The sequence below is a fragment of the Frigoribacterium sp. PhB24 genome (genome assembly GCF_003755185.1).
Classification (GTDB): Bacteria; Actinomycetota; Actinomycetes; order Actinomycetales; family Microbacteriaceae; genus Frigoribacterium.
This window is the reverse complement of record NZ_RKIC01000009.1, coordinates 871,676-889,514: the sequence shown is the minus strand read 5'-3', so window position 1 is coordinate 889,514 and position 17,839 is coordinate 871,676. Positions and strand designations below refer to the sequence as shown.

Annotated in this window: 15 protein-coding genes; 14 read left to right on the top strand and 1 reads right to left on the bottom strand. The window is 69.7% G+C overall.

Annotated features, from left to right (window positions below; translation table 11 throughout):
* Window positions 1-3: 3 nt before the first annotated feature.
* Window positions 4-1,431, top strand: a complete 1,428-nt coding sequence (locus EDF50_RS04665) for a sugar ABC transporter substrate-binding protein (protein ID WP_123518461.1) — start codon at window positions 4-6, stop codon at window positions 1,429-1,431.
* Window positions 1,432-1,496: 65 nt separating this feature from the next.
* Here EDF50_RS04665 and EDF50_RS04660 read toward each other — a convergent pair whose 3' ends face one another.
* The gene (locus tag EDF50_RS04660; RefSeq protein ID WP_123518460.1) at window positions 1,497-2,537 is read right to left on the bottom strand and encodes a magnesium transporter CorA family protein; all 1,041 of its coding nucleotides are present in this window, start codon (window positions 2,535-2,537) and stop codon (window positions 1,497-1,499) included.
* A gap of 18 nt (window positions 2,538-2,555) precedes the next feature.
* Here EDF50_RS04660 and EDF50_RS04655 point away from each other — a divergent pair, with 18 nt between their 5' ends.
* The 13 genes from EDF50_RS04655 (at window position 2,556) to ilvC (ending at window position 17,791) form a co-directional block, all read left to right on the top strand.
* Window positions 2,556-3,326, top strand: a complete 771-nt coding sequence (locus EDF50_RS04655; protein WP_233570307.1) for a fructosamine kinase family protein — start codon at window positions 2,556-2,558, stop codon at window positions 3,324-3,326.
* Window positions 3,327-3,434: 108 nt separating this feature from the next.
* Window positions 3,435-4,928: an alpha,alpha-trehalose-phosphate synthase (UDP-forming) gene (gene otsA / locus EDF50_RS04650; protein ID WP_123518324.1), complete on the top strand. Its 1,494-nt coding sequence runs from the start codon at window positions 3,435-3,437 to the stop codon at window positions 4,926-4,928.
* Complete coding sequence (otsB, locus tag EDF50_RS04645; RefSeq protein WP_199738582.1) at window positions 4,925-5,704, top strand: trehalose-phosphatase; 780 nt, start codon at window positions 4,925-4,927, stop codon at window positions 5,702-5,704. The genes otsA and otsB overlap by 4 nt, the downstream gene beginning before the upstream one ends.
* Before the next feature lie 141 nt (window positions 5,705-5,845).
* Window positions 5,846-8,848 (top strand): Na+/H+ antiporter subunit A, encoded by a 3,003-nt coding sequence (locus tag EDF50_RS04640; RefSeq protein WP_123518323.1) that lies wholly within the window; start codon window positions 5,846-5,848, stop codon window positions 8,846-8,848.
* Entirely contained in the window at window positions 8,845-9,357 is a 513-nt protein-coding gene (locus tag EDF50_RS04635; protein ID WP_123518322.1) for a Na(+)/H(+) antiporter subunit C, read from the top strand. The genes EDF50_RS04640 and EDF50_RS04635 overlap by 4 nt, the downstream gene beginning before the upstream one ends.
* Window positions 9,354-10,991 (top strand): Na+/H+ antiporter subunit D, encoded by a 1,638-nt coding sequence (locus EDF50_RS04630; protein ID WP_123518321.1) that lies wholly within the window; start codon window positions 9,354-9,356, stop codon window positions 10,989-10,991. The genes EDF50_RS04635 and EDF50_RS04630 overlap by 4 nt, the downstream gene beginning before the upstream one ends.
* Window positions 10,988-11,608, top strand: coding sequence for a Na+/H+ antiporter subunit E (locus tag EDF50_RS04625; protein ID WP_123518320.1), 621 nt, complete (start codon window positions 10,988-10,990; stop codon window positions 11,606-11,608). Before EDF50_RS04630 ends, EDF50_RS04625 begins: the two co-directional genes overlap by 4 nt.
* Window positions 11,605-11,868: a monovalent cation/H+ antiporter complex subunit F gene (locus EDF50_RS04620; protein ID WP_054145652.1), complete on the top strand. Its 264-nt coding sequence runs from the start codon at window positions 11,605-11,607 to the stop codon at window positions 11,866-11,868. The genes EDF50_RS04625 and EDF50_RS04620 overlap by 4 nt, the downstream gene beginning before the upstream one ends.
* Window positions 11,865-12,425, top strand: a complete 561-nt coding sequence (gene mnhG, locus EDF50_RS04615; RefSeq protein ID WP_233570306.1) for a monovalent cation/H(+) antiporter subunit G — start codon at window positions 11,865-11,867, stop codon at window positions 12,423-12,425. The genes EDF50_RS04620 and mnhG overlap by 4 nt, the downstream gene beginning before the upstream one ends.
* A gap of 53 nt (window positions 12,426-12,478) precedes the next feature.
* Window positions 12,479-14,191: a dihydroxy-acid dehydratase gene (ilvD, locus tag EDF50_RS04610; protein ID WP_123518319.1), complete on the top strand. Its 1,713-nt coding sequence runs from the start codon at window positions 12,479-12,481 to the stop codon at window positions 14,189-14,191.
* Between the two features lie 106 nt (window positions 14,192-14,297).
* Entirely contained in the window at window positions 14,298-16,190 is a 1,893-nt protein-coding gene (locus EDF50_RS04605; RefSeq protein ID WP_123518318.1) for an acetolactate synthase large subunit, read from the top strand.
* Window positions 16,187-16,693, top strand: coding sequence for an acetolactate synthase small subunit (gene ilvN, locus EDF50_RS04600; RefSeq protein WP_123518317.1), 507 nt, complete (start codon window positions 16,187-16,189; stop codon window positions 16,691-16,693). Before EDF50_RS04605 ends, ilvN begins: the two co-directional genes overlap by 4 nt.
* 72 nt (window positions 16,694-16,765) lie before the next feature.
* Window positions 16,766-17,791, top strand: coding sequence for a ketol-acid reductoisomerase (ilvC, locus tag EDF50_RS04595; RefSeq protein WP_123518316.1), 1,026 nt, complete (start codon window positions 16,766-16,768; stop codon window positions 17,789-17,791).
* Window positions 17,792-17,839 lie beyond the last annotated feature (48 nt).

Below are 17,839 nucleotides of genomic sequence, written 5' to 3'. Positions count from 1 at the left end.
ATCATGTCGACGACGACACGCCCCGACCACCGCCCCGACCACCGCCCCGACCACCGCGACGGACGCCGTCGTCCACGACGTCCGTCGCGCCTCCGTCGCCTCGTCGCGGGAGCCACGGCCGCGGCCGCCTTCGTGGCGCTCAGCGGCTGCTCGGCCGTCGGCGCACCCGCGGCCGACGGAACGACGAGCGTCGACTACTGGCTCTGGGAGTCGCTGCAGCTGCCGGGCTACCAGAAATGCGCGGACGCCTTCGAGGCCGAGAACCCCGACGTCACAATCCGCATCACGCAGTACGGCTGGGCCGACTACTGGCAGAAGCTCACCGCCGGCCTGGTCGCCGGCGCGGGGCCCGACGTCTTCACCGACCACCTGACCAAGTACCCCGAGTTCGTCACGCGCGGAGTGATCCTGCCGCTCGACGACTTCGAGGCGACGGCCGACATCGACCCGGCCGACTACCAGGAGGGTCTCGCCGAGCTCTGGAAGGGTCAGGACGGCAAACAGTACGGGTCGCCCAAGGACTTCGACACGATCGCCCTCTTCTACGACGAGAAGGTGCTGTCGGAGGCCGGCATGACCCCCGCCGACCTCGACGGACTCACCTGGAACCCCGAGGACGGCGGCACCTTCGAGGACGTCATCGCCCATCTCTCGGTCGACGCGAACGGCGTCCGAGGCGACGAAGAGGGGTTCGACCCCACGAACGTCGTCACGTACGGGCTCGGCTCGAACGGCGCGGGCGACACCAACGGTCAGACGCAGTGGTCCTGGCTCGCCGGCGCCACCGGCTGGGACTACACGAACGCCCCGGTGTGGGGCGACGAGTACCACTACGACGACCCGCGGTTCAAGGCGTCGATCGCCTGGCTCTTCGGCCTCGTCGACAAGGGGTTCCTCCCGTCGTACGAGCGCGTCGGCACCGCGCCGAACCTCGTGCAGCAGCTCGGTTCCGGCCAGGCGGCGCTGACGGCCGACGGCTCCTGGACCATCTCGAGCTACGCCCGTCTGCAGGGCGTCGACCTGGGCATCGCGAGCGTGCCGATCGGCCCGATCGGTCACCCCGTCTCGATGTACAACGGCTTGGGCGACTCCATCAGCGCGCAGACCGACGCTCCCGAGGAGTCGGCCCGGTGGGTGCGGTTCCTCGGCTCCGACGCCTGCCAGACGATCGTCGGCGACGAAGGCGTGATCTTCCCGGCCAGGCCGGCCGGCACCGACGCGGCCATCGCGGCGTTCGCCGACGAGGGCATCGACGTCACTCCGTTCACCGACCTGGTCGCGGACGGCGACACGGTGCTGTTCCCGGTCACGAACAACGCGGCCGAGATCCTGTCGATCATGCGACCCGTCATGGACGGCATCTACATCGGCAGCGAGTCCGTGGACTCGCTCGACGCGGTGAACCGGCGGGTCAACGGCCTGTTCGACTGACGTCGCCGAGACCGCAGGAGGCGCGGCTCGCCGACACCGCGCCTCCTGCGCTCACGCCCTCGGCCTCACAGCCAGTCGCGTCGCCTGAACTGCCACCAGAGCAGACCGCCGATGGCGACGATGAGCACGCACGAGGTGACGAAGCCGGCCGGGGACTGGAACCCCGGGTACGGCACGTTCTGTCCGTAGAACCCCGTGATGGCGGTGGGCACCGCGATGATCGCCGCCCAGCTCGTCACCTTCTTCATGATGAGGTTCATCCGGTTGGACTGCAGGTTGAGGTTCGTGTCGAGGATGGTCGAGACGAGGTCGCGCAGCGAGTCGTTCTGCTCGGCCACGCGCAGCACGTGGTCGTAGACGTCCTGGAAGTACGGCTGCATGTCGGAGTCGACCTCCTTCAGGTCGCGGCGCAGCAGGGTGTTCAACACCTCGCGCATCGGCGACGCGACCCGCCGCAGCTGGACGAGGCTCTTGCGCAGGGCGAACGAGCGCTTCTGCACGTCGATGGTGCGGGGCTTCGGGTCGAAGAGGTCGTCGGCGATGCCCTCGATCTCGTCGTCGAGCGCGTCGGTGGCGTCGAAGTGACGGTCGACGACGCAGTCGAGCAACCCCCAGAGCAGGTACGTGACGCCGTGCGGGGCGAGATCCTTGTTCTCGTCGTACGTCTTCTCGAGCCGCGAGACGTCGAACTCGGGGTGGTGGATGGTCACGAGGGCCCGCTTCGAGATGAACGCCTTCACCTCGCTCGTGGTGAGCACCCCGCTCTCGCGATCGAAGCGCACGTCGTAGAGCGCCGCGAAGAGGTGCCCGTCGTATCGGTCGATCTTGGGACGCTGCCCGTCCTGCAGGGCGTCCTCGACGGCCAGCTCGTGCAGGCCCAGCTCGTCCTCGAGCGCGGCGAGGTCGTCGGCGGTCGGGTCGGTGAAGTCGATCCAGACGTGGCAGCCGTCGGTCTCGAGATGGTCGCTCACCTCGTGCAGCGGGAAGCCGTGGGCGACGAGTTCGCCCCGGCGGTAGGCCCGGGTGATCGTGGTGGTGCCGCGGGCGTCGCCCTCGTCGGCGGTGCCGTGGGACCCCTCGGTGCGCGGGGGACGGATGTCGGTCATGAGGCGCATGCTATTCCCGTGACCTCGTACACGAAGCAGCGTGCCGACGCCCCCGCCGGGTTCTTCGAGGCCGGGGCGGCCGGGCTCGCCTGGCTCGCCGAGGCCACGCCCCGAGGAGGCGCGCGCACCGTGGGCGTGCGGGCCACGTCCCCGGGACGCATCGACCTCGATCCCGTGCGCGAGGTCCCTCCCACGGCGCAGGCCGCGCGGGCCTTCGGCACGGCGCTGGCGGTGACCCACGCGAGCGGTGCGGACGCGTTCGGCGCGCCTCCTCGGGGCTGGACGGGGCCGACGTTCATCGGCAGCCGGTCCATGAGCACGCGGCCGAAGGCGACCTGGGGCGTCTTCTACGCCGAGCAACGGGTCCTGCCCTACGCCCGTGTCGCCGTCGAGGCGGGCACCCTCGACCGGGCCGGCCTCGAGGTGGTCGAGCGGGCGTGCCGCGTCGTGGCGGACGGCGCCTTCGACGACGACGTGCCCCCGGCCCGACTCCACGGCGACCTGTGGGCCGGCAACGTGCTCTTCGCGGACGGGGGAGTGGTGCTGATCGACCCGGCCGCCCACGGCGGGCACCCCGAGACCGACCTGGCCATGCTGGCGTTGTTCGGCTGCCCGCACCTCGACGAGGTGCGGGCCGGCTACGACGCGCGCTCGCCGCTGCGCGACGGGTGGAGCGACCGTCCGCCGCTGCACCAGCTGCATCCGCTGGCCGTTCACGCCGCCGGTCACGGGCCGAGCTACGGGGTCGCTCTGGTGCGTGCCGCCGAGGCGACCCTGCTGCTCGTCTGAACCGTGCGGGGCGGGGTACGCCGGTCGCCCGGGGGTGCCGGGGGCACCGCTGATAATCTGGCCGTCCCGCGTCCGTGCGGGCGATCCGACAGGAGCTGACCCACCCCCATGCCTGACACCCCCGAACGCTACGGCTTCGTCGTCGTCTCCAACCGCCTCCCCGTCGACCGTGTCATCGCCGACGACGGTTCGGCGTCGTGGCAGCACTCACCCGGTGGTCTCGTCACCGCCCTCGAGCCCGTCATGAAGGCCAACGACGGTGCCTGGGTGGGCTGGGCGGGGCAGCCCGACCTCGAGTTCGAGCCCTTCGAGTCCGACGGCATCGAGATCGTGCCCGTGCCGCTCACCGCCGACGAGGTCCAGCGCTACTACGAGGGCTTCAGCAACGACACGCTCTGGCCCCTCTACCACGACGTGATCGCAGCACCGACCTACCACCGCGTCTGGTGGGAGTCCTACGTCCAGGTCAACCAGCGTTTCGCCGACCGCGCCGCCGAGATCACCGAAGAGGGCGGCACCATCTGGGTGCAGGACTACCAGCTGCAGCTCGTGCCGAAGATGCTGCGCGAGGCCCGACCCGACGTGACCATCGGGTTCTTCAACCACATCCCCTTCCCGCCGCTCGGCATCTTCTCGCAGCTGCCCTGGCGGCAGCAGATCGTCGAGGGCCTGCTCGGCGCGGACGTCATCGGGTTCCAGCGAGCCGACGACGCGTCGAACTTCTCGCGCGCCGTCCGACACCTGCTCGGTTACGCGACGACGCGCCCCTACATCGAGGTCCCGGTCGACGACGAGTCCGCGCCGGTCTCTCGCCGTGGCACGAAGGTGCGTCGCGTGCTGGCCAAGCACTTCCCGATCTCGATCGACGCCGCGAGCTACGAAGAGCTCGCCGCACGACCCGACGTCCAGGCCAGGGCCCGTGAGATCCGCGAGGGCCTCGGCAACCCGAAGACGATCATGCTCGGCGTCGACCGACTCGATTACACCAAGGGCATCCGGCATCGCATGAAGGCCTTCGGCGAGCTGCTCGCCGACGGCCGGCTCAGCGTCGAGGACGCGACGCTCGTGCAGGTCGCGAGCCCGAGCCGCGAGCGGGTCGAGACGTACAAGCTGCTGCGCGACGAGATCGAGCTCACCGTCGGTCGCGTCAACGGCGACTACGGCACCATGAGCCACACGGCCATCAGCTACCACCACCACGGCTATCCGCGCGAAGAGATGGTGGCGCTGTACCTCGCGGCCGACATCATGCTGGTCACGGCCCTGCGCGACGGCATGAACCTCGTCGCGAAAGAGTACGTGGCGGTCCGTCGTGACAACGACGGCGTGCTCGTCCTGAGCGAGTTCGCCGGTGCGGCCGACGAGCTGAAGAGCGCCCTCCTGATCAACCCGCACGACATCGGCGGCCTCAAGAACACCATCATGCGGGCCATCGAGATGCCCAGGCGAGACCGCACCACGCGCATGCGGGCCCTCCGTCGTCGTGTGCTCGAGAACGACGTCGCCAAGTGGTCGGCGTCCTTCCTCCAGGCCCTCGAGAACGTCCGTCCGGGGCAGCAGATCACCCCGGCCTCGGCCGCGAAGGGAGGCGATGCCTCGTGACCGGTCCCGACTCCCTGGCCCTGAGCGATGCCCTCGGACGCCTCGCGACGACGCCGCGCCTCCTCGTGGCCCTCGACTTCGACGGGACCCTGGCCCCCGAGGTCGACGCTCCTCTCCAGGCCCGTGCGCTGCCGGCGGCCATGGACGCGATCACGCGTCTCTCGGCGCTCGACCGGACGACCGTGGCCCTGGTGTCCGGGCGCGACCTCGCGTCGCTGATCGAGGTCAGCCAGATGCCCGACGAGGTGCTGCTGGTCGGGTCGCATGGCATCGAGGTGCGGGTCGACGGTCACGAGACGTCTCTCAGCGACGACGAACAGGCGGCCCGCGGGCGGCTGTCCGACGCCGTCCACGGCGCGGCCCAGGGCCGAGAGGGCGTCTTCGTCGAGGAGAAGCCCGCGGGCCTCGCCCTGCACACGCGGCTCGCGGACGACGCGACGACCGCAGCCGTCCACGTGGCCGCCCGCGAGGCCGTCGGTGCACTCGGCGACGTGCACGAGCGGGTCGGCAAGAACGTCCTCGAGTTCGCCGTGCGGGCGACCGGCAAGAACGACGGCATCGACCGTCTCCGCGAGTCCGTCGACGCCACGGGCGTCCTCTTCGCGGGGGACGACGTGACCGACGAGGACGGCTTCCGGGCACTCGGCGAGGGCGACCTCTCGATCAAGGTCGGCCAGGGCGAGACCGGCGCGATGCACCGTGTCGCCGATCCCGCCGCGATGGCCGACCTGCTCGTCGAACTCGCCGGCCTGCGAGAACACCTGGGGTATGCCTGACGCCGCATGTCTCGTCCGGGCGTGACGGCCCGATCTGAGCATTCCCAGGTGACCGCAAGGTAGTCTGGACCCCCCGCCGCGACTCCCCGCCACCGCTCAGCCGAGCCGGTTCGACGAGGTCGCCTGCCGACGGAGGTCCCCGTGATCGTAGCCCTGACAGCGTTCGCCGTGGCGGCCGTCGTCGTGGCCTGCGTCGGCGGTCGCCTGGGCCGCTCGCTCTTCCTCTGGTCGTCCGTCGTGCCGTTCGCCGCCTTCGTCTACACGGCGCTCCAGGGCCCCGCGGTGCTGTCGGGCGAGGTGCCCACCGAGGCCGTGCCATGGATTCCCCAGCTGGCCATCTCGCTCACGTTGCGCATGGACGTGCTCGCCTGGGTGCTCGCGCTCGTGGTGACGGGCGTCGGTGGTCTCGTGCTCGTCTACTGTGCACGGTACTTCGAGCGCGACGAGGCCGGACGCGCCCGATTCGCCGCCGTGCTCGTCGCGTTCGCCGGAGCCATGTACGGCCTGGTGACGAGCGACGACGTCTTCGTCCTGTTCGTCTTCTGGGAGGCCACGAGCGTCTTCTCGTACCTGCTGATCGGTCATTACACGGCGAAGCAGGCCAGTCGTGGCGCCGCCTTGCAGGCTCTCATCGTCACGACCGCGGGTGGGCTCGCGATGCTCGTCGGCCTCGTCGTCCTCGCCGTCCAGGGCGGAACGAGCTCCCTGTCGCAGCTCGTCGAGCAGCCGCCCACGGGGACGGTCGTCACGGTGGCCGTCGTGCTCGTGCTCGTCGGGGCCCTCTCGAAGTCGGCACTCGTGCCGTTCCACTTCTGGCTCCCGGCCGCGATGGCCGCACCGACGCCGGTCAGCGCCTACCTGCACGCCGCCGCCATGGTCAAGGCGGGCATCTACCTCGTCGCCCGCCTCGCCCCCGGCTACCACGATCAGCCCGGTTGGCAAGAGATCATCGTGACCGTCGGGGTGGTCACGATGATCCTCGGCGGGTACCGCGCACTCCGGCAGCACGACCTGAAGCTCGTCCTGGCCTACGGCACGGTGAGCCAGCTCGGGTTCCTGACGATCGTGGTCGGCTTCGGCACCCGCGACGCGGCTCTCGCCGGCCTCGCCCTGCTCGTCGCCCACGCCCTGTTCAAGTCGACGCTCTTCCTGGTGGTCGGTGTCATCGACCATCGCACGGGCACGCGAGACCTCCGCAAGCTCTGCGGGCTGGGCAGACAGGCCCCCGTCCTCCTCGTGGTCACGGTCCTGGCACTCGCCTCGATGGCGGGCGTGCCACCGACCTTCGGCTTCGTCGCGAAAGAGGCCGTGCTCACCGCCCTCTACGACGACGCCGTGACCGGGTCGCCCTGGGGCGTCGTCGCCCTGGTCGGCGTCGTCATCGGTTCGATCCTGACCACCGCGTACAGCCTGCGCTTCCTCTGGGGGGCGTTCGGCCGCAAGAAGGGCGTCGAGCCGGTCGAGTTCGTGCGTGAGCACGTCGACTTCCTCGCGTCGCCGATCGTCCTCGCCGTCGCCGGTCTCGTGCTCGGCCTGGTCTCGTACCAGGTCGGTCCGGTGTTCGCGCGCTACGCCGACACCCTGCCCGCGGGGCCGGGCGAGCACGAGCCCTACTACCTCGCGCTCTGGCACGGCTTCGAGCCCGCCCTCGGCTTGACCGCGATCTCACTCGTCGTCGGCGGACTGCTGTTCTGGCAGCGAGACAGGGTCTCGCAACTGCAGAAGGCCGTCTCGTTCCTGCCCCGCGCCTCCGACGGGTACGTGCGCATCATGGCGACCATCGACCGCACGGCGTCGCGGACGACCGCGACGACGCAGCGCGGCTCGCTTCCGTTCTACCTGGCCACGATCCTCGTCGTGTTCATCGCCTCGTCGATCGTGACGCTCGCGCTCAACAGCAGCTGGCCGACCAGCGCCGTGCTCTGGGACTACCCGGCGCAACTCGCCATCGGCGGGTTGATGATCATCGGTGCCATCGCGTCGGCACTCTCGAACAAGCGGTTCCAGGCCGTCGTCCTCGTGGGCGTGACGGGCTACGGCATGGCCGCGCTCTTCGCGCTGCACGGGGCCCCCGACCTGGCCCTGACGCAGGCCCTCATCGAGACCATCACCCTCATCGCTTTCGTCCTCGTGCTGCGTCGGTTGCCGGCCCGGCTGGGCGAGCGCAACGGTCGCACGCACCGGGCGATCCGGGCAGTGATCGGCATCTCGGTCGGGTCCGTCATGGCCGCCATCGCCGTCGTGGCCCTGGGGGCGCGCTCCGTCCCCACGATCTCGGGCGCCTTCCCCGAACTCGCCGTCGACGGGGGGCACGGGCGCAACGTCGTCAACGTGACGCTGGTCGACATCCGCGGGTGGGACACCATGGGCGAAATCGCCGTCCTCATCGTCGCCGCCACCGGTGTGGCGAGCCTGGTCTTCCTGACCTCCCGCACCGACGTGCTGCCCCGGCCCGAGCGGCGCACGCGCGCCCAGCGGTTCCTGGCACGGGTCCGGCCCGTGCGTGAACCGGCCCCCGTCGTGCCGGTCCACGGATCGACCGCCCAGATCGGCGACAGCGACGAGGGCGACCGCCGCGCATGGCTGCTGGCCGGACGCAAGCTCGCGCCGCAGAACCGCTCGATCCTGCTCGAGGTGGTCGTGCGACTCATCTTCCACGCCATCATCGTCGTCTCGATCTACCTGCTCTTCGCCGGGCACAACACGCCCGGCGGCGGCTTCGCGGGCGGTCTGATCGCCGGATTCGCGTTCGTGGCCCGGTACCTCGCCGGCGGCCGGTACGAGCTCGGCGCCGCGGCACCCCTCGACGCCGGCAAGCTCCTCGGCGCCGGTCTCCTGACGGTGGCCGCCACGGCCCTCGTCCCGCTCTTCTTCGGCGTCGACGCCCTGACGTCGACCTGGTTCGAGGGCGACGTGCCGTTGCTCGGCCACGTCGAGTTCGTGACCTCGACGTTCTTCGACGTCGGCGTCTACCTGGTCGTCGTCGGGCTCGTCCTCGACGTGCTCCGGAGTCTCGGGGCCGAGGTCGACCGCCAAGAAGAAGAGGACGCGTTCGGCCACCCGAGCGAGGTGTCCGAGCCCGAAGAGGAGTCGCTCCCCGTGTCCGTCGCCGGTACGCCCCCGACCGAGCGGGGTCGCGCATGAGCGTCTCCCTCGTCCTGATCGTCGTCATGGCCGCGTTGTACGCCTGCGGCGTCTACCTGCTGCTCGAGCGCAGCATGACCCGCGTGCTGCTGGGCTTCCTCCTCGTCGGCAACGCCACGAACATCCTCATCCTGCTCATGTCCGGCCGACGCGGCGCCGCCCCCGTGGTCGACGGTCAGGCCGATCCGGCCGACTTCGCCGATCCGCTGCCGCAGGCCTTCGTGCTGACGGCCATCGTCATCACCTTCGGCATCTCGGCCTTCATGCTCGCGCTGATCTACCGGTCGTGGCGACTCGCCCAGGGCGACACCCTCGCAGACGACGCCGAAGACCTCGAGATCGGGCGTCGGGGCGTCCCGGCCGAAGAAGAGTCCGAGCAGGGCGACGGTGACGACGAAGCCGGTGGCGACAGCGAGTTCGGCAGCCGTGCCGAGGCGGCCGTCCCGGCCGACGACCCGCTGCCTCGCGACGACCGATCCCACCACGACGAGAAAGGGCACCGAGTATGACCACCAGCTACCTCGTGCCGCTCGTCGTCCTGATCCCGCTGCTCGGTGCCGCGGCGGCCTTGATCGCCGGTCGGCGACCCCGACTGCAGGCCGTCGTCTCGATCGTCGCCCTGGCCCTCGTCGTCGTCATCAGCCTGGTGCTGCTCGTCGTCGTCGACACCCAGGGGGCGATCGCCGTGCAGGTGGGCGGCTGGCAGGCACCGTTCGGCATCACGCTCGTCGTCGACCGCCTCGCGGCGCTCATGCTCAGCATCTCGTCGATCGTCCTGCTGGCGGTCTTCGTGTTCTCGGTCGGCCAGGGCCAGGCCGACGGGGACGGCGAGGCCCCGGTCTCGATCTACAACCCGACCTACCTCATCCTCGCCACGGGCGTGTTCAACGCTTTCATCGCGGGTGACCTCTTCAACCTCTACGTGGGCTTCGAGATCCTCCTGGTGGCCAGCTACGTGCTGATCACCCTCGGCGGCACCGAGCAGCGCATCCGGGCCGGTGTGGTCTACATCGTCGTCAGCCTGGTGTCGTCCGTGCTGTTCCTCGCGTCCATCGCGATGATCTACGGGGCGCTCGGCACGGTGAACATCGCGGACATCGCCCAGAAGATGGACACCATCCCGCCCGACGTGCAGACGATCATCCACGTCATGCTGCTCACGGCGTTCGGTATCAAGGCGGCGATCTTCCCGCTGTCGTTCTGGCTGCCCGACTCGTACCCGACGGCTCCCGCCCCCGTGACCGCCGTGTTCGCGGGTCTGCTGACGAAGGTCGGCGTCTACGCCATCATCCGCACCGAGACCGTGCTCTTCGTCGAGAGCAACGTCAACGTCTACCTGCTGATCATCGCCTTGTTGACGATGATCGTGGGCATCCTCGGCGCGGTGGCCCAGGCCGACATCAAGCGTCTGCTCTCGTTCACCCTGGTCAGCCACATCGGGTACATGATCTTCGGTATCGCCCTCGGCACCGTCGAGGGGTTGGCGGCGACGATCTACTACGTCGTGCACCACATCACGGTGCAGACGACCCTCTTCCTCGGGGCCGGCCTGATCGAACGCCGCGGTGGCACGGCGTCGATCACCCGCCTGGGCGGCCTCCTCAAGGCGGCGCCCCTCGTCGCCGTCCTGTTCTTCATCCCGGCGCTCAACCTCGGCGGCATCCCACCGTTCTCGGGGTTCATCGGCAAGGTGGCCCTGTTCGAGGCCGGGGCCCGGCTCGACGACCCGCTCGTCTACGTCCTGATCGGAGCCGGGGCGCTCACGTCCCTGCTCACGCTCTACGCCCTGATGCGGGCCTGGAACCTCGCGTTCTGGCGTCCCAAGGCGGACGTCGACGACCACGAGTCGCCGTTCACCGAGCACCTCGAGGAAGCCCCCGGTCGGGTGGCCGTCCAACGACGTCGCACCAACCCACGCACGATGGTGGGTGCCACTGCGGGCATGGTCCTCGTCTCCCTCGCCCTGACGTTCGCCGCCGGTCCGCTCTACGGCGTCGCCGAGCGCGCGGCGGGCCGGGTCTACGGCTCGAACGACTACGTGCGGACGGTCTTCCCCGAGGGCCAGGGCGAGACGACTTCCGACCCGTCGTCGCCCGAGCCCGAACCGGCCTCCGACTCCGCCGACGAAGGGAGCGCCCCGTGACCGGTCGTCCCACCCGCGGCGAGGTCGGCCGCAGCCTCGCGCGTCAACTGCCCCTGCTCGTCGGGTTGGTCGTCCTCTGGATGGCCCTGTGGAACCAGTTCACCGTCCTGGCGTTCGTGACCGGCGTCGCCGTGGCGCTGCTCGTGACGCGGGTGTTCTTCCTGCCGCCGGTCGAGCTCAGCGGTCGGTTCAACGTGTGGTACGCCGTGGTCTTCCTGGCGCACTTCGTGGTCGACCTGGTTCGCGCCTCCGTCATCGTCGCCTGGCAGGCCGTGCGGCCACGCGGGGTCGACTCGAACGCCATCGTCGCGGTCCAGCTGCACACGAGGTCGGACTTCATCATGACCCTGGTCGCCGAGGCCATCTCGCTCGTGCCCGGTTCGCTCGTGGTCGAGGCCGACCGCGAGCGGTCGATCCTCTACCTCCACGCCCTCGCCGTCGAGGACCTGGCCGGTGTCGAGGGTGTCCGTGACGGCGTCCTGGTCGTCGAAGCCCGGCTCGTCCGGGTGCTCGGCAGCGACGACGATCGACGTCGCATCGCCGAGGGCACCCCGGCCGCCGCCGAGGTCCACGAACCGGTCAGCCCGTCCTCGTCCCACGAAGGAGGCCCCTCGTGACCGTCGTCGCCTACGTCGTCGGAGCCCTGTTCGCGTTCGCCGGGCTCGCCTCGGTCATCCGCATCGTGCGGGGGCCGTCGATCCTCGACCGCATGATCGCGTCCGACATGCTGCTGACCACCCTGATCTGTGTCCTCGCCGCCGACATGGTCTTCAACGGGCACACCCGGACCATCCCGGTCATTCTCGCCCTCGCGTTGACGGCCGTCCTCGGCTCGATCACGGTGGCGCGCTACGTCTCGAAGCAGGACCCGTCGTGATCCCCGAGACGGTCTACGACGTCGCCGCCTCGGTCATGCTGATCGCGGGCGCGCTGCTCTCGCTCGCGGCCGGGATCGGCCTGCTCAGGTTCCCCGACGCCCTGTCGCGCATGCACGCCGCGACCAAGCCGCAGATCTTCGGCCTCATCCTGGTCCTGGCGGCGATCGCCCTCGACCAGCACACGATCGGCACGATCGCGTCCCTGCTCGTCGTCCTCGTCTTCCAGATGCTCACGGCGCCCATCTCGGCGCACATGATCGGCCGGGCGGGGTACCGGAACGGAGACCTGTTGCGAGACCAGTTGGTCGTCGACGAACTCGACGACGCCGTGGCCCGGGCCGCGGGCGAGATCGCCGAGACCACCGAGGGCGACGTCGCCGATCTCGACGTGTCCGATCTGCCCGTCGGGTCGGCCGACGCGCTGGCGGTCGAGATGGACCGGGTGGGCGATTCCTCGGGACTCGACGACAGAGAGGGCGACGACGAGGCTCGCGACCACGAGGGTCGTCGCGCGCGAACGGGCGGTCAGACGGCGGGGGAGCCGGGGGAGCTCTGAAGCCGACCGTGACGGTGGACGGCACGGGCGCGGTCACGCCCTAAACTCGACCCATGCCAGAGAAGCCCACCCCGGACGGGATCGACATCAAACCCCGCAGCCGCGTCGTCACCGACGGCGTCGAGGCCACCACGTCACGAGGCATGCTCCGTGCCGTCGGCATGGGCGACGAAGACTGGAGCAAGCCCCAGATCGGCATCGCCAGCAGCTGGAACGAGATCACCCCCTGCAACCTGTCGCTCGACCGTCTGGCCCAGGGCGCCAAAGAGGGCGTCCACGCCGGAGGCGGCTACCCCCTCCAGTTCGGCACCGTCTCGGTCTCCGACGGCATCTCGATGGGCCACGAGGGCATGCACTTCTCGCTCGTCTCCCGCGAGGTGATCGCCGACAGCGTCGAGGTCGTGATGAACGCCGAACGACTCGACGGCTCGGTGCTGCTCGCCGGCTGCGACAAGTCGCTGCCGGGCATGCTGATGGCCGCGGCCCGGCTCGACCTCGCCAGCGTGTTCCTCTACGCGGGCAGCGTCGCCCCGGGCTGGGTGAAGCTCAGCGACGGCACCGAGAAGAACGTCACGATCATCGACTCGTTCGAGGCGGTCGGTGCCCACAAGGCCGGCAACATGAGCGACGACGACCTCAAGGCCATCGAGTGCGCGATCGTCCCGGGCGAGGGTGCCTGCGGCGGCATGTACACCGCGAACACCATGGCCAGCGTGGCCGAGGCCCTCGGCATGAGCCTGCCCGGTTCGGCGTCCCCGCCGTCGGCAGACCGTCGTCGCGACTACTTCGCCCACCGCTCGGGCGAGGCCGTCGTCGAGTTGCTCCGTCAGGGCATCACGACGCGCGACATCCTCACCAAGAAGGCGTTCGAGAACGCCATCGCGGTGGCCATGGCGTTCGGCGGCTCGACCAACGTCGTGCTGCACCTGCTCGCGATCGCGTACGAGGCCGAGGTCGACCTGACCATCGACGACTTCAACCGCATCGGCGACAAGGTGCCGCACATCGGCGACCTGAAGCCGTTCGGCAAGTACGTCATGAACGACGTCGACCGGATGGGCGGCGTGCCCGTCGTCATGAAGGCGCTGCTCGACGCCGGTCTGCTGCACGGCGACTGCCTGACCGTCACCGGCAAGACCGTCGCCGAGAACCTCGAGTCCATCAAGCCGAAGCCGCTCGACGGCGAGGTGCTGCGGACCCTCGACGACCCGATCCACGCCACCGGCGGTCTCACCGTCCTCAGCGGCTCGATGGCTCCTGAAGGCGCCGTGGTCAAGACGGCCGGCTTCGACGCCTCGGTGTTCGAAGGTCCGGCCAAGGTGTTCGAACGCGAGCGCGGCGCGATGGACGCCCTGACCGAGGGGCGGATCGAGGCCGGCGACGTGGTCGTCATCCGCTACGAGGGGCCCAAGGGCGGCCCGGGCATGCGTGAGATGCTCGCCATCACCGCGGCCATCAAGGGCGCCGGGCTCGGAAAAGATGTACTACTCTTGACGGACGGACGATTCTCAGGCGGCACAACCGGCCTGTGCATCGGCCACATAGCACCCGAAGCGGTCGACTCCGGTCCGATCGCCTTCGTGCGCGATGGTGATCTGATTCGGGTCGACATCGCCGCTCGCTCGATCGACCTACTCGTCGACGCCGCTGAGCTGGACGCCCGCCGAGACGGCTGGGCACCGCTTCCCCCGCGCTACACCCGCGGTGTCCTCGCGAAGTACGCACGCCAGGTCCGATCCGCGGCCGAGGGCGCCGTCACCTACTGACGCCTCCCGCCCCAGGACCGAGCCGACGCGTCGTCGCACCCCCGTGCACGGCCGCGTCCCGCACCGTCACCATCGATCACCGACCACGAACAGGGAACCGGCACTGATGCCTGCAGAGTCCACCCCCACGCCCGGCACCGCGACACGGACGGCCCGGCCGACCTCCGGCGCGTCCGTCGGGGCGCCCACCGCGCCTCCCGTGCTGACCGGGTCGGGTGCCATCCTCAAGTCCCTCGAGCACCTCGGTGTGACCGACGTGTTCGGGCTGCCCGGCGGCGCCATCATCCCGTTCTACGACGAGCTGATGGCCTCGACGGCCATCCGGCACATCCTCGTCCGCCACGAGCAAGGTGCCGGCCACGCCGCCGAGGGTTACGCGGCCGCGTCGGGTCGGGTCGGCGTCGCCATCGCGACGTCCGGCCCCGGTGCGACGAACCTCGTCACGGCCATCGCCGACGCCTACATGGACAGCATGCCCCTGTTGGCCATCACCGGACAGGTCTTCTCCACCCTGATGGGCACCGACGCCTTCCAAGAGGCCGACATCGTGGGCATCACGATGCCCATCACGAAGCACTCGTTCCTCGTGACCAAGCCGGAAGACATCCCCGCCACGCTCGCCGCGGCCTACCAGATCGCGAGCACGGGTCGTCCCGGGCCGGTACTCGTCGACATCACGAAGGACGCCCAGCAGAACAGCGCCCCGTTCGTCTGGCCGCCCGTCGTCGACCTGCCGGGCTACCGTCCGGTCACGAGGGCACACGGCAAGCAGATCACCGCGGCCGCGCAGATGATCGCGGACGCGAAGCGGCCCGTGTTCTACGTCGGTGGCGGCGTCATCCGTGCCGGGGCGTCGGACGAGCTGAAGGCCCTCGTCGAGCTCACCGGGGCACCCGTGGTCACCACGCTGATGGCCCGCGGAGCGTTCCCCGACACCCACTCGCAGCACCTCGGCATGCCCGGCATGCACGGCACCGTCCCCGCCGTGCTCGGCTTGCAAGAGAGCGATCTCATCATCGCCCTGGGTGCCCGGTTCGACGACCGCGTCACCGGCAAGGCCGACCTGTTCGCGCCCGGCGCGAAGGTCGTCCACGTCGACATCGACCCGGCCGAGATCTCGAAGATCCGCATCGCCGACGTACCGATCGTCGGGGACGCGAAGGTCGTCATCCCCGACCTCACGAGCGCGTTCGCCGAGGTGACGGGTGGCGTGCGGCCCGACATCGCCGCCTGGTGGGAGCACCTCGACGGGCTCCGCGAGCAGTTCCCGCTCGGCTACACCGAGCCCGACGACGGCCTGCTCTCGCCGCAGGCGATCATCCAGCGCATCGGGCAGCTCTCCGGCCCCGAGGCGATCTACGCCTCCGGCGTCGGGCAGCACCAGATGTGGGCCGCCCAGTTCATCCAGTACGAACGTCCTCACGCCTGGCTGAACTCCGGAGGCGCGGGCACGATGGGCTACTCGGTTCCGGCCGCCATGGGGGCCAAGGTCGCCCAGCCCGACCGCGTGGTCTGGGCCATCGACGGTGACGGCTGCTTCCAGATGACCAACCAAGAGCTGGCGACCTGCGTCATCAACGACATCCCGATCAAGGTCGCGGTCATCAACAACTCGTCGCTCGGCATGGTTCGCCAGTGGCAGACGCTCTTCTACGAGGGGCGCCACTCGTTCACCGACCTCAACACCGGTCACGACACGCGTATGGTGCCCGACTTCGTCAAGCTGGCCGACGCCTACGGGGCGCTGGGCATCCGTGTGACCCGCGAGGACGAGATCGACGCCGCCATCGAACTGGCGCTGGCGACCGACGACCGTCCGGTCGTGATCGACTTCGTCGTCAGCCGCGACGCCATGGTCTGGCCGATGGTTCCGCAGGGGGTCTCGAACTCCGAGATCCAGCACGCCCGCGCTCTCGCCCCCGAATGGGACGACGAGGCGCCCGGAAGCAGCGCGTCCGACACCACCCGCGACGGCGACATGACCGGAGAGCACGCATGAGCCACGTCCTGAGCCTCCTCGTCGAGGACAAGCCCGGTCTGCTGACCCGCGTCGCGGGTCTCTTCGCCCGGCGGGGCTTCAACATCGAGAGCCTCGCCGTGGGCAAGAGCGAACTCGAGGGCTTCAGCCGCATCACGGTGGTCGTCGACGTCGAGGAACTCCCGCTCGAGCAGGTCACCAAGCAGCTGAACAAGCTGGTCAACGTCATCAAGATCGTCGAGCTCGACTACTCGCAGTCGGTGCAGCGTGAGCACCTTCTGATCAAGGTGCGCGTCGACAACACCACGCGGTCCCAGGTCCTCGAGGCGGTCACGTTGTTCCGTGCCTCGGTCGTCGACGTCGCGACCGACGCCCTCGTGATCGAGGTCACCGGCGACACCGGCAAGACCACCGCGTTGCTCCGCGTCCTCGAGCCCTACGGCATCAAAGAGATCTCGCAGTCCGGCCTGCTGGCCATCGGCCGCGGCGCGAAGTCGATCACCGACCGCGTCTTCAAGAACTGAACCCGCGAGGGGTCGCGCACCGTGCCTCCTCGCCTCGACACCCCACCGTCACCACCCAAGGAGAACCTCACCGTGACTGAAATCGTCTACGACAACGACGCCGACCTGTCGATCATCCAGGGCAAGAAGGTCGCCGTCATCGGCTACGGCTCGCAGGGCCACGCCCACGCGCTGAACCTGCGCGACTCCGGCGTCGAGGTCGTCGTCGGGCTGAAAGAAGGCTCGAAGAGCCGTGCCAAGGCCGAAGAGGCCGGCTTCGTCGTGCAGACGCCCGCCGAGGCCTCGGCCTGGGGCGACGTCATCGTGATCCTCGCTCCCGACCAGGTGCAGCGGCACGTGTACGCGGACGACATCGCGCCGAACCTCGCCGACGGCAAGGCCCTCGTGTTCGGCCACGGCTTCAACATCCGTTTCGGCTACATCGAGGCCCCCGCGGGCGTCGACGTGCTGCTCGTCGCGCCCAAGGGCCCGGGCCACACCGTGCGCCGCGAGTTCGAGGCCGGTCGTGGTGTGCCCGTGATCGTCGCCGTCGAGAACGACGCCTCGGGTTCGGCCTGGGACCTCGCCTGGTCGTACTCGAAGGGCATCGGCGGGCTGCGCGCCGGTGGCATCAGGACCACCTTCACCGAAGAGACCGAGACCGACCTCTTCGGCGAGCAGGCCGTGCTCTGCGGCGGCACCTCGCAACTGATCCAGTACGGCTTCGAGACCTTGACCGAAGCCGGCTACCAGCCGCAGATCGCCTACTTCGAGGTGTTGCACGAGCTCAAGCTGATCGTCGACCTCATCTGGGAGGGCGGCCTCGCCAAGCAGCGCTGGAGCGTCTCCGACACCGCCGAGTACGGCGACTACGTCTCGGGCCCCCGCGTCATCACCCCCGACGTGAAAGAGAACATGAAGGCCGTGCTCGCCGACATCCAGTCGGGTGCGTTCGCCAAGCGGTTCATCGACGACCAGGACGCCGGAGCCCCCGAGTTCCAGCAGCTGCGCAAGAAGGGTGAGGAGCACCCGATCGAGGCCACCGGCCAAGAGCTGCGTGCCCTGTTCGCCTGGAAGCAGCAGGACACCGACTACGTCGACGGCAGCGCCGCGCGCTGACCCGTCGCCGTACCGGAACCACCCGAGAGGGCCCCGCACCACCCGGTG